This window comes from Methylomarinum vadi, from assembly GCF_000733935.1.
Classification (GTDB): Bacteria; Pseudomonadota; Gammaproteobacteria; order Methylococcales; family Methylomonadaceae; genus Methylomarinum; species Methylomarinum vadi.
In genome coordinates, this window is the sequence record NZ_JPON01000001.1 from 3,155,868 (window position 1) to 3,167,500 (window position 11,633).

Sequence of the window (11,633 nt, forward strand, 5' to 3'; positions counted from 1 at the left end):
ATTTTTTGGTATAAAGAACGGCTAACTTTTGAACAAAGGCACGCATTAGAGGTAATTCATGTCCAGAGTATGTCAAGTAACGGGTAAGCGTCCCGTTACCGGAAATAACGTATCACACGCACAAAATAAAACCAAAAGACGCTTCAGTCCTAACCTGCATCAACATAGATTTTGGGTTGAAAGCGAAAATCGTTGGGTCCGTTTGAGAGTGTCCGCAAAAGGTATGCGTATCATCGATAAAAGAGGTATCGATAACGTTTTAGCGGATATCCGTAAACGCGGCGAGAATGTTTAAGGAGATTATCAATGCGCGATAAAATCAAATTGGTTTCTAGCGAAGGAACCGGTCATTTCTATACCACAACCAAGAATAAAAGAACCATGCCTGAAAAAATGGAGATCAAGAAATACGATCCCGTGGTTCGCAAGCATGTGATTTATAAAGAAGCAAAGATTAAATGATGCTTATTTTAAGCGCCTTTGTGCGACAAAGGCGCTTACTATGGTTTACTGCTGCTAGCCGTTATGGTTCCTGATTGAATCGATCAGGGCTTTCATTTTTTCTGTTTGCTTGAACAGCAGTTTGTATTTCCTCGTTATTTCTTCTTTCTCTTCCGCTAGAGTCCGGCATTTTTCTTCCAACTGAGCAATGGTTTGCTTCAGTTGCTCGATATCGGGTTCGATATGCTCGGAAGGTTCTTCCCGGTAGGCATCTCCGACAGTCTGTACAGAAGCGCTTTCCTCATCCTGTTCGGCTTCGTCGATCGTAAATGTCGCTTCGCTGGTCTTGGCTTGCGCCGGAACTTTTGCCATGCCGCCTCGAAGAACAAAGGCCTCGATCTTATTTCTTAATAGCAGGAATGCCGCCGCGTTGCTGGTATCGCCGTTTTCGCAAATGACGATGATCGGCTGTTTCTTGGCCAACGTTTTAAAATGCATGCGCAATGAAAAAAACGGAACGTTGACGCTGCGCTCTAAATGGCTCTTCTTGTATTCGTCCGGAGGTCTGACGTCGAGCAGGACCGCATTGGTGTATGTCTCCGTCTCAAGGTCTTTGTAATCGATATATTTTAGGGTTGGGTTTTTGATTAGATTGACAAAGTTTTCCTTGTTCAGGCGCAACAGGGTGACGTCGGTTTGCGCGCGCACGGTGACGTTTCTCGGTTCTCCGGACAGTATGGAGTCTTCGCCGAATGTGTCTTGGCTTTTCAACTGAGCCAGCTTGATTTCCTTTGCCGTCGGCGTGGGTTTGCGGGTGATCAAGCATTGGCCGCTTTTAATCAAATAATAATAATCGCCCGGATCTCCCTGCTGGATAATGGTTTCACCTCGCTCGTAAGAGACTTCTTCGAGTCCCATGATGATGCGTTGCAGGTTGGCAGGAGGCAGCGCCCTGAAAATCGGAGATCTCAGCAGCGTCGTCATCCAGTCTTCGTTGTCGTCTTCGGGCTCTTCACCAACCATAGAGTTTACTTCTTCTTGATAGGGAGCGTTTTGCACGTTTTTTATCATAGCAGCATTCAGGCGTAAAAAACGGATATTTGTATCGGCAACGGCATCTATTTTTCTCGGAATCTGGTGGGCCAATGCAAATTTGGCGGTTTCGCTTCCAGACTTGATCGTTTCCACCAAAAATTCCTCGGTGCATAAGCGGATACTGCCGTCGAGCAGATAAATCAAATCATTTTCGCTGTCGCCTCGCCTGAATAAGAATTCACCTGCATTCTTGGCTTCGATATCGATTTGTTTGCAAATGTCTGAGAATCTGGCTTTGGGAATCCGCGATAATGGAAACATTTGCCGGATGGAACGAGCATCTTCGGAATTTGGGTCAACAGTCATTTGTTCTCAGAATAACGGCAAATTCGATAAAAATAATAGTGTAATTAATCACTTTGTTTTGTTAAAAAAATAGCAGTTTTAAGAATTGCGGCAATGAAGGCGGCTATTTTCCAGGTAGTTGGATGTGTACACGTTTCAGCAAAGCCAATAGTTCAGTGTTTTCGCTTAGGGGAAAATTCAATAAATCAATCCTTTAAAATTATACAATCATCTCCATATTGTGACTTAAGAGTTCTTGCCACTTTGAAGCCAGTCAAAAGAAAATTCAATTAAAGACTCGAAAACCTGCTTTGCCATGATTTATCGTCGTTGCTTAATTATGGCAAAATATTTCGCTGTTTATTAGTTATGTACTGCGGCAACCGCCTTATGCCTGCTAGATGAAAAAATGAGGAAGCAATTAATGGTTAAACAAACCAAACACCCTATTGCATTGGTCGTTGCCGTCTTGATGCAAGTGCTGTTATTGAATTCATTGGCCCATGCCGCTTTACCGGCTTATGTCGATGGCCGGCCATTGCCTTCGCTTGCGCCGATGCTGGAACGCAGTATGCCGGCGGTAGTCAATATCTCGACGACGAAAATGATCAGAGAGAACCCCTTGCTGAACGATCCTTTTTTTCGCTATTTTTTTCAATTGCCGAAGCGACCCAGACAACAGCAAAAAAACAGTCTAGGCTCCGGCGTAATTATTGATGACGTCAAGGGTTATGTGGTGACTAATAACCATGTAATCGACAAGGCCGATAAAATCATGGTTACATTGAACGATGGCAGGCAATTCGGCGCAAATTTGCTCGGCACCGATCCGGAAGCCGATGTCGCCGTCATTCAGATTCCGGCCGAAAATTTGACAGCTTTGCCCATTGCCGATTCAAGAAGGCTAAAAGTAGGCGACTTTGCGGTGGCCATTGGCAATCCTTTTGGACTTGGGCAAACCGTTACGTCCGGCATTATCAGTGCGCTGGGGCGGAGTGGTCTGGGCATTGAAGGGTACGAGGATTTTATTCAAACCGATGCCTCTATTAATCCCGGCAACTCCGGGGGGGCTTTGGTTAATTTGCGCGGTGAATTCATCGGGATGAATACCGCGATTTTAGCGCCGGGCGGCGGCAATATCGGTATCGGTTTCGCGATACCGTCGAACATGGTGATGACGCTGGTGGACTCCTTGGTCGAGCATGGCGAAGTCAGGCGGGGCCTGTTGGGTGTGACTACCCAGGATTTGACCCCGGAATTAGTCAAGGCCTTCGGCCTGAGAAGCAAGCATGGCGCCGTGATTAGCCGGATCGAAGCCTCTTCGGCCGCTGCCAAAGCCGGCTTGGAGCCAGGCGACATTATCGTTGCCCTGAATGGCCGTAGAATCAAAGGAAGCCACCAGATTCGCAATATGATCGGTTTGATGGAAATCGGCGACAGTGTGGACCTGGAAATTATTCGCGGCGAGCAAAGTAAAACCGTCAGGGCGGTCATCGGTAAGCCGCAAAGACCGCAATTAGCCGGCCAGAAATTGCATAGAACGCTGGATGGCACGGTTTTAGGCAATACGCAAAAAGGGCAGGTCGAAGGCGTCTTGTTCGAAAAAATCGAAGCCGGTACTTATGCCTGGCGGGTAGGTTTGCGTGCTGGCGATATTATCGTGTCTGCAAACCGCTACCGTATCAGAAACTTGGACGAATTGAAGCGTGTTGTCGATCCGCGCCGGGCATTGTTGATCAACATACAGCGTGGCGGCGAGGCCTTCTTTTGGTGTTGAAATAAACATGAATAAAGACAATCAATTCATCCCTTTAAATATCTCCATCCTGACCGTCTCCGACAGCCGGACCGAAAGCGACGATGTGTCCGGCAAAACGCTGGCCGAGCGCCTGCAGCAGGAGGGTCACAAGCTTTATCAAAAACGAATCGTGGCCGATGACATTTATCGAATCCGGGCGGTGGTGTCGCATTGGATCGCTGAGGAAGAGGTCGATGCCGTTATCACGACCGGCGGCACCGGCGTGACCGGGCGCGATGGTACGCCGGAAGCGGTGACGCCGTTGCTGGATAAGGTTTTGGAAGGTTTTGGCGAGGTTTTTCGCATGCTCTCCTACCGGGATATCAAGACCTCGACGATGCAGTCGCGGGCCGTGGCCGGGGTGGCTAACGGCACCTATATCTTTTGTCTGCCAGGCTCGTCCGGCGCTTGCCGCACCGGCTGGGACGAATTGATCAAGGCGCAGCTGGACTATCGCACCAAACCGTGTAATCTGGTTCAATTGATGCCCAGACTCATGGAGAAATAATGCGTTCGGTATTTTTATTCTTGGCTGCCTTATCGGCCATGCTGGCCGTGATGCTGGGTGCATTCGGCGCACACGGACTCAAGCATGTATTGAGTGCCGATATGCTGGCCGTCTATAAAACAGCGGTGACATACCAGATGTGGCATGCCTTGGGGCTGGCAGTGATTGCCGTATGTCGTCAGCAGATTGACGAAGCGAAGCTGTTGGTTTGGGCCGGATGGCTGATGTTCGTGGGTATTTTACTGTTTTCCGGCAGCCTTTATCTATTAACCCTGCTGAATTTAAAATGGCTGGGCATGGTAACGCCAATCGGAGGTGTCGCATTCATCGCAGCCTGGTTATTGTTGCTGTTATATGCCGCCGGCGTTGGGAACGCCAAAACGAAAACCTGAATTTTCAGCAGACATCCTTAGCACTAACGATTAAAGAATTATCATGCGTGACGCCAATCCACAGACCATCTACCTAAAAGATTACACCGTTCCCGAATACCTGATTCATCAGGTGGATTTGGAATTTGACCTCGATGCCGAGCAGACCCGCGTCACTTCACGCCTAACTGTGCAACGCAATCCTCAATGTCAAAGCAAGGGCAAAGAACTGACGTTGATGGGGGAAGGTTTGATATTGCATGGCGTATCCCTGAATGGAGAGCCCTTGAGCGTAGGGTGCTACCTGCAGACGGAGGAATCGCTGATTATTCATGAAGTACCGCAAACAGAACCTTTCGAGCTGACCATCGAAAACTCAATCAGCCCAAGGACCAACACGGCATTCGAAGGGCTTTATCAATCCAGCACCATGCTTTGTACGCAATGCGAAGCGGAAGGGTTCAGAAAAATTACCTATTTTCTCGATCGGCCCGATGTGATGAGTAAATTCAAAACGAGGCTGGTGGCGGATAAGGAGCACTATCCGGTATTGCTGTCCAACGGCAACAAGGTGGCTGGAGGTGAACTGGACAATAACCGCCACTGGGTGAGTTGGGAAGATCCGTTCGCCAAGCCTTGTTACTTATTCGCGTTGGTGGCGGGACAGCTGGAATGCATCGAGGATTACTTCGTGACGATGAGCGGGCGCGAGATTACGTTGCAAATATTCGTCGAGGCGCATGATGTCGACAAATGCTGGCATGCGATGCAATCGCTGAAAAATGCGATGCGGTGGGACGAGGAAGTCTACGGCCGCGAATACGATTTGGATCTTTATATGATCGTTGCGGTGGGCCATTTCAACATGGGGGCGATGGAAAACAAGGGGCTTAATATTTTCAACACTAAGTTCGTGCTGGCGCGCCCAGATACCGCGACCGATAGCGATTACGAGCATATCGAAGGCGTGATCGGCCATGAATATTTTCATAATTGGAGCGGTAACCGTGTCACTTGCCGGGATTGGTTTCAGCTCAGCCTGAAAGAGGGCTTCACGGTATTCCGCGACCAGGAGTTCACTGGCGATCGCACCTCGAAAGCGGTCAAGCGCATCGAGGACGTCAATATGCTCAGAACCCGCCAGTTCGCCGAGGACGCGGGGCCGTTGGCGCATCCGATACGGCCCGATTCTTATATCGAAATCAACAATTTCTATACCTTGACCGTGTACGAGAAGGGTGCCGAAGTCGTGCGCATGCTGCATACGCTGTTGGGCGCGGACGGTTTTCGTAAGGGAAGCGACCTGTATTTTCAACGCCACGACGGCCAGGCGGTGACTTGCGATGATTTCGTCAAGGCGATGGAAGACGCCAATGCGCGCGATTTGAGCCAATTCAGACGCTGGTATGCCCAGGCCGGGACGCCGGTGCTGGATGTGCGGCAACAATACGATGCCGACAGCAAGCAGCTGCGGTTGACGATTACGCAAAGTTGCCCCGATACGCCGGGACAGAAAAATAAGCCGCCGTTGCATATCCCTGTCAAAACCGGTTTGTTGAGACCCGATGGCGCCGTGGCGATGATCGAGCAAAATGGGCTGGATCCGGTCGAGGAGACGATTCTGGAGTTGATCGAGGCGGAGCAAACCTTTACTTTTTCTGGTCTTGCCGAGCAACCGGTGGTGTCGCTGCTGCGTGGTTTTTCCGCGCCAGTGATCGTGAAAATACAGCGTAGTTTGGAGGAGTTGGCTTTTTTATTGAGCTACGATAACGATACCTTCAATCGATGGGAGGCGGCGCAGCAATTGTCCGGGCAGATTATTTCCGGACTCATCGAAGACATTCAAGGTGGTAGAAGTTTGACGTTGAATCCGGTGATTGTCGACGCTTACGGAAAATTGCTGCAACAATCGTGGGACGATTTATCCTATTTCTCCCTCTTGTTGCAACTGCCGGATCAAACCTATCTGGCTAGCCAGATGGAGGTGATCGATGTCGAGGCGATTCATCGGGCCCGCGAATTCGTCAGAAAAAACCTCGCCGAGCAGTTACGGGAGCAGTTTTTCCGTTTGTATCAGCAATATCATCGTGATGAGACAGGCCGTTTCGACGCCGATGCCATTGGCAGGCGGCGAATTAAAAATACCGCTCTGCACTATTTAATGGCGCTGGAAAACGATGAAGCCTATGACTTGGCCGCCCAACAGTTCAGTCGCGCAGGGACAATGACCGATCAAATGGCGGCATTGTCGGCGATAATCAACAGCCATAGCCCGGTCAAGCAGGATTTACTGAATGACTTTTATCTGCAATGGCAGGATGAGGCATTGGTGATCGATAAATGGTTCGCTTTGCAGGCCACCAGCACCATGCCCGATACGTTTGCCAAAGTACAGGAATTGCTGCATCATCCGTCTTTCGATTTAAAAAACCCGAATCGGGTAAGGTCTTTGGTGGGGGCTTTTAGCCAAGCGAATATGCTACATTTCCATTCCGGAGACGGTTCCGGCTACCGTTTTCTGACCGATCAAATAATTGCCTTGAATAGTCTGAATCCCCAGGTGGCCGCGCGCATGGTTTCGGCCTTGACGCAATGGCGGCGTCACGACGCGTCTCGCCAGCAATTAATGAGAACCGAACTGCAGCGCATTGTCGACACCGACAGAATTTCCAAAGATGTATTCGAAGTCGCCAGTAAGAGTTTGGCTTGAGGAAAAACTGTAAAACGTATGAATCTGCGCAAGCTGATCTGGGAGGCGCGGTGGCTTAACGATAAACAGCGCATCGAATGGTATCCGACTTTTTGGTTGATGCGTATCAAGGTGCTGGAACTGTCGCCTTGTTGGCGCAAGATAACCATTTTGTTGCCCCACAGTTGGATTGCCACCAATACCGGCGGCAGCTTGTTCGGCGGTTTTCAGGCCAGTTTGGCCGACCCCATCGCCGCGATGGCTTGCCATAAGGTTTTTCCTGGCTATTCGGTCTGGACCCGTTCGTTACATCTGGATTTTAGGCACGAAGGGGTGACCGACCTGCAGTTGCGTTTTAGGATGACCGCAGAACAGGAGCAACGCATTGCGATGGAGTTGGGCACTAAAGGACGCAGCACACCGGAATTCGAGTATGGTTATTATCTCACCGACGGCACTTTGTGCACTCTGGTTAAGGCGCGAGTGGCAATAAGGCCTAGAGGATATAGAAAAAATAAGGGTTTTAAAGAGTGACAGGCGACCTTCTCGTTGCGCGAATGGAGGGTTTGCTCTCTAAAGGCAGAGCCTGCTATTGGCTATCGCTAACCGCTCGTAACGCTATTACGCTGGTTCTGATACAATCAGGTAACACAATAAAAAACAGTCTATAGTTGAAGAGGAAATCATGCGAATCAGGAACCTGTTGCCTGTATTGATAGGTGCAACAATTGTTATCGCTATAGTTTTATATGTTGCATTCTATTTCATTTTTCTCGATCTATTCGTCGATTTGTGGTGGTTTCGCTCGTTGCAATACGAAGCGTATTTCTGGCTGAGACTGTTATATCGATTTATTCTTTCCGGCGGCGTTACATTATTTTTCTTTGCCGTTTTTTACTTTCATTTCTGGATTGCCTCTCGTTATCTGGGATTGAACCCGCCAGACGCCGTGCTGCTCGACGCCGACAAGAGGCGCCGATTTCAGCGCTTCGCCGATGTGTTCATGAGCGGCTCGAGCAAAATTTACACGCCCTTGTCCTTTCTGTTGGCCATCTTCATTGCCATTCCTTTTTACGAACAATGGGAAAAGGGGCTGTTATTTTTCTTCGGAAGTTCTTCCGGCATCACCGAGCCGGTTTACGGGCAAGATGTCAGCTTTTATCTGCTGTCCTACCCGATATACATGTTGATTCAACAGGAATTGCTGTCGACATCCATCATTCTGTTTCTCCTGGTCGGGTGCTTGTATTGGCTGGAACATATTTTCGTACCCAATCAAAGCAAGGAATACCCGTTGGGAGCCAAGATTCACCTGAGCATATTGCTGGGTTTTATCGTGCTTTTCGTGGTCTGGGGCTTCCTGCTCGAGCGCTATTCGCTGCTCTACGTCGATTCGCATGAGCCGGTGTTTTTCGGGCCGGGGTTCGTCGAAATTCGCTATCTGTTGCCGCTAATCTGGTTGTCGATCTTCACTTTTTTGGCGACGGCTATCGCGGGCATGGTGTTTATTTTCTCCGAAAAACATCGCATAAAATTGCCATTGATTATTTCGTCCCTGCTTTTTTTCGCCATGCTCGGTTTGCAGAAAGTGGAATTAATACCGCGATTGATGACCACCTTCATCGTCAAGCCGAATCCGGTCAAGACCGAAGGCATTTTCATGCAATACAATATCGAAGCGACGCTGGATGCCTACGACTTGAACAATATTAAAACAATCGATTTTCAGGTGAAGCTGGATGCGACCAAGGACATAGAAAAATGGTCGACGCAAAAACATTTCGAGAATATTCCGGTTTGGGATCGAGAATTTCTGAATGACGTGTATATGCAGTTGCAAGGTATCCGGCCCTATTACCGCTTCCCCGCTGTCGATGAAGATCGCTATTTTCTGAATGAACACTTACAGCAGGTCAATTTGGCTGCACGGGAAATGAATATCAAGAAATTGCCTAGCGAAGCGCAAAATTGGGAAAATACTCATTTACGTTATACCCATGGCTACGGTGCTGTAGTGACGCCGGCCGCTCAGGATGCGGACAAACCGATCGTGTGGTATTTGCGTGATTTGAATATGACTTCCGATGTCGGGTTCAAGGTCAAGTATCCGGATATCTATTATGGCCAGGAGCATTATCAGTATGCGATTGTGCCCAATAAACTGACGGTGGCAGGCTTGTCTACCTCGGAGGCGGACAAGCGTTATGCCGGCCGAGGCGGCGTGCCGATTCCTGGCTATTTCAGGAAGATTCTATTCGCCTTTTATTTCAGGGACGAAAAGATCTTTTTTTCGACCAATATTTCCACCCGCAGCAAATTGATGATCCGGCGTAATATTATCGAACGGATCAACGCGTTAACGCCTTACTTGCATTTGGATAAGGACCCTTATTTAGTCATCGGGAAGGACCGGTTGTATTGGATACAAGATGCCTATACGACCTCCGATAAGTATCCGGTCTCCAAGTTGGCTGAAGATGATTTTCTCGACGGTGTGCAGAATTTTAATTACATCCGCAACTCGGTTAAGATTGTCGTCGATGCATACGACGGGTCGGTGGATTATTATATCGTCGAGCCCGACGATCCGTTGATCAAAGCGTACAGCCGTGCCTATCCGGGGGTTTTCAAGAACCTCGATGAAATGCCGGATGAGCTGAGAAAGCATTTGCGTTATCCGCGCGATTTGTTTTACATGCAAATGAAGGTCTATGCTAAATATCACCAGATCACGGCGGATCTGTTTTATGAGCAAGCGGAAACCTGGCAGTTCGCGACGGTCGATAATAAAACAGTCAGGCCTTATTTCATTACCATGGATTTCGGTAATTGCAATGATAAGGAAGAGTTCGTCATGATCAATCCGATGACGCCGATTCATCGGGATAATCTGAGTATGGTGGGGATCGCCAGTACCTTGGATCACGACAAATGCGGTAATTCCTACGACCCGAGTGTGACGATTTATAAATTTCGAAAAGATGTTCAGGTAAACGGGCCTGCCCAGGTCGATGCGCTAATCGACCAAGATCCGGATATTTCCGAGCAGTTCACGCTTTGGGATCAGCATGGATCTAGCGTGAGACGGGGTAGGATGATCATTTTGCCGATGGATAATTCGATGCTGTATGTGCAGCCGATCTATTTATTGTCGACGAAAACGACGATTCCGGAATTGACCCGGGTGATTGTGTCGATTGGCAATCAGGTGGTAATGGATAAGACCTTGTGGTCGGCTTTTCAGCGCCTGAAAAAGCTGTTCATCAAAGAAGTAAAAGAGTCGACGGGATCGGGTACGACGCTAGGGAATTAACGGAGTTGGGGGGATTAGCGGCTGCTCGGATGCAGCCGTATTTTGTGGGGTGAATAGTGTTATTTCAGCAATAAAGCGCAGAGTTTGTCCTCGATTTCCATGCGTTTTGCCAGGCTTTCGCCCAGTTTTGATAAGTCTGTTTCCAGATGTTGATAGTCTAGCTTCCTATTGCCGGGATCATAGCGATCGTTAAAAGTTACGACATCTTCGGTGGTTTGGGAAAATTCGGGATAAAACGAGTCGGCTTCGGTCAATACGCGTTGCCGACGCTCGGTCCCGCTCAGTAATCGCTCATATATCCCGAAATGCCCTAGCGAAACATAATCGACGAGCAGTTCGGCGAATTGTTTCATTATTAACTTAATGTTCGTGTTATTGCTGAAAGGTTTTAATTCCGCGATTTGACAATACAATGACCAGACCTCATGCCTTTCTTGCCGCAATTCAGACACTAGATGTTGGGCTTGTTGGCGTCTTTCCAAATTTAAATTAATCGCTAAAGACATCATGGCCTCCAATAGAAGTGAGCGGCTTCAAATTTAAGTCATCTATCAGCAAAATTCAACAATTAATTAAAATTTAAGAGAAATATGTTTAGAATTTCGGTCATTGTTCCGACCTATAACCGATGCCGATATCTTAAAAGGGCCTTGCGGTCGGTCTATGCTCAAAGTTATGCGCCATACGAAGTGATCGTGATCGATGACGGCTCCGGTGACGATACTGCTGCGATGGTGCAAAAGCAATTTCCCGAGGTTAAATATTTCTTTCAGTCGAATAAAGGTGTAAGTGCCGCGCGCAACCTTGGTATCAAACAAGCTACAGGAGATTGGATTGCGTTGCTGGATTCCGACGATGAATGGCTGCCGAGTAAGCTGCAACTGCAGGCGGAAAGCTTGAAGGATCAAAACGACAAAAAAGTGTGTCATACAGAGGAGATTTGGATCAGGCATGGCAGGCGGGTCAATCCTATGCATAAGCATCGCAAAAGCGGCGGCTGGATTTTTCGTCAATGCTTGCCGTTATGCGTTATGTCGCCTTCCTCAATTGTGCTCCACCGGAGCATTTTTGACAAGGTGGGGATGTTCGATGAAAGTTTGCCTGCCTGCGAAGACTATGACTTATGGTTGCGC

Annotated in this window: 11 protein-coding genes (1 of these 11 only partly in view); 9 read left to right on the forward strand and 2 right to left on the reverse strand. The window is 48.5% G+C overall.

Translation table 11 applies throughout. From position 1 onward, the window contains the following. Nucleotides 1–58: 58 nt before the first annotated feature. Nucleotides 59–295 (forward strand): 50S ribosomal protein L28, encoded by a 237-nt coding sequence (gene rpmB / locus EP25_RS23010; protein WP_084191062.1) that lies wholly within the window; start codon nt 59–61, stop codon nt 293–295. 11 nt (nt 296–306) lie between these two features. Further along, complete coding sequence (rpmG, locus tag EP25_RS0115700) at nt 307–462, forward strand: 50S ribosomal protein L33 (RefSeq protein WP_031434775.1); 156 nt, start codon at nt 307–309, stop codon at nt 460–462. A gap of 54 nt (nt 463–516) precedes the next feature. Here the strand turns inward: rpmG and EP25_RS0115705 are convergent, their stop codons facing one another. Beyond that, nucleotides 517–1,842: a cyclic nucleotide-binding domain-containing protein gene (locus tag EP25_RS0115705; RefSeq protein WP_031434776.1), complete on the reverse strand. Its 1,326-nt coding sequence runs from the start codon at nt 1,840–1,842 to the stop codon at nt 517–519. A 451-nt stretch (nt 1,843–2,293) separates the two neighbouring features. Here EP25_RS0115705 and EP25_RS0115710 point away from each other — a divergent pair, with 451 nt between their 5' ends. From EP25_RS0115710 to EP25_RS0115735, 6 genes are all read left to right on the forward strand, one after another. Then, entirely contained in the window at nt 2,294–3,598 is a 1,305-nt protein-coding gene (locus EP25_RS0115710) for a DegQ family serine endoprotease (RefSeq protein WP_235186004.1), read from the forward strand. A 7-nt stretch (nt 3,599–3,605) separates the two neighbouring features. Beyond that, entirely contained in the window at nt 3,606–4,127 is a 522-nt protein-coding gene (gene moaB / locus EP25_RS0115715; RefSeq protein ID WP_031434778.1) for a molybdenum cofactor biosynthesis protein B, read from the forward strand. Continuing rightward, nucleotides 4,127–4,519 carry a DUF423 domain-containing protein gene (locus EP25_RS0115720; RefSeq protein ID WP_031434779.1) on the forward strand — a complete coding sequence of 131 codons (393 nt, stop codon included), beginning with the start codon at nt 4,127–4,129 and terminating at the stop codon, nt 4,517–4,519. Before moaB ends, EP25_RS0115720 begins: the two co-directional genes overlap by 1 nt. Nucleotides 4,520–4,562: 43 nt before the next feature. Further along, complete coding sequence (gene pepN / locus EP25_RS0115725) at nt 4,563–7,208, forward strand: aminopeptidase N (protein ID WP_031434780.1); 2,646 nt, start codon at nt 4,563–4,565, stop codon at nt 7,206–7,208. Between the two features lie 18 nt (nt 7,209–7,226). Further along, complete coding sequence (locus EP25_RS0115730; protein ID WP_031434781.1) at nt 7,227–7,721, forward strand: PaaI family thioesterase; 495 nt, start codon at nt 7,227–7,229, stop codon at nt 7,719–7,721. Between the two features lie 151 nt (nt 7,722–7,872). Then, nucleotides 7,873–10,500, forward strand: a complete 2,628-nt coding sequence (locus tag EP25_RS0115735) for a UPF0182 family protein (protein ID WP_031434782.1) — start codon at nt 7,873–7,875, stop codon at nt 10,498–10,500. Between the two features lie 59 nt (nt 10,501–10,559). On the opposite strand, the gene EP25_RS0115740 is transcribed toward EP25_RS0115735, so the two are convergent. After that, the gene (locus EP25_RS0115740) at nt 10,560–11,009 is read right to left on the reverse strand and encodes an Rsd/AlgQ family anti-sigma factor (RefSeq protein WP_031434783.1); all 450 of its coding nucleotides are present in this window, start codon (nt 11,007–11,009) and stop codon (nt 10,560–10,562) included. 81 nt (nt 11,010–11,090) lie between these two features. Between EP25_RS0115740 and EP25_RS0115745 the strand changes: the two genes are divergently transcribed. Further along, a protein-coding gene (locus EP25_RS0115745; protein ID WP_031434784.1) for a glycosyltransferase family 2 protein crosses the window boundary here: on the forward strand, nt 11,091–11,633 show its 5' portion. The gene runs 282 nt beyond the window's last position; only the first 543 of its 825 coding nucleotides appear in the window; its start codon is at nt 11,091–11,093; the stop codon falls past the right edge of the window.

Coding starts and splice junctions, on each gene's coding strand:
- rpmB (WP_084191062.1), top strand. CDS start 59: ATGTCCAGAGTATGTCAAGTAACGGGTAAGCGTCCCGTTACCGGAAAT.
- rpmG (WP_031434775.1), top strand. CDS start 307: ATGCGCGATAAAATCAAATTGGTTTCTAGCGAAGGAACCGGTCATTTC.
- EP25_RS0115705 (WP_031434776.1), bottom strand. CDS start 1,842: ATGACTGTTGACCCAAATTCCGAAGATGCTCGTTCCATCCGGCAAATG.
- EP25_RS0115710 (WP_235186004.1), top strand. CDS start 2,294: ATGCAAGTGCTGTTATTGAATTCATTGGCCCATGCCGCTTTACCGGCT.
- moaB (WP_031434778.1), top strand. CDS start 3,606: ATGAATAAAGACAATCAATTCATCCCTTTAAATATCTCCATCCTGACC.
- EP25_RS0115720 (WP_031434779.1), top strand. CDS start 4,127: ATGCGTTCGGTATTTTTATTCTTGGCTGCCTTATCGGCCATGCTGGCC.
- pepN (WP_031434780.1), top strand. CDS start 4,563: ATGCGTGACGCCAATCCACAGACCATCTACCTAAAAGATTACACCGTT.
- EP25_RS0115730 (WP_031434781.1), top strand. CDS start 7,227: ATGAATCTGCGCAAGCTGATCTGGGAGGCGCGGTGGCTTAACGATAAA.
- EP25_RS0115735 (WP_031434782.1), top strand. CDS start 7,873: ATGCGAATCAGGAACCTGTTGCCTGTATTGATAGGTGCAACAATTGTT.
- EP25_RS0115740 (WP_031434783.1), bottom strand. CDS start 11,009: ATGATGTCTTTAGCGATTAATTTAAATTTGGAAAGACGCCAACAAGCC.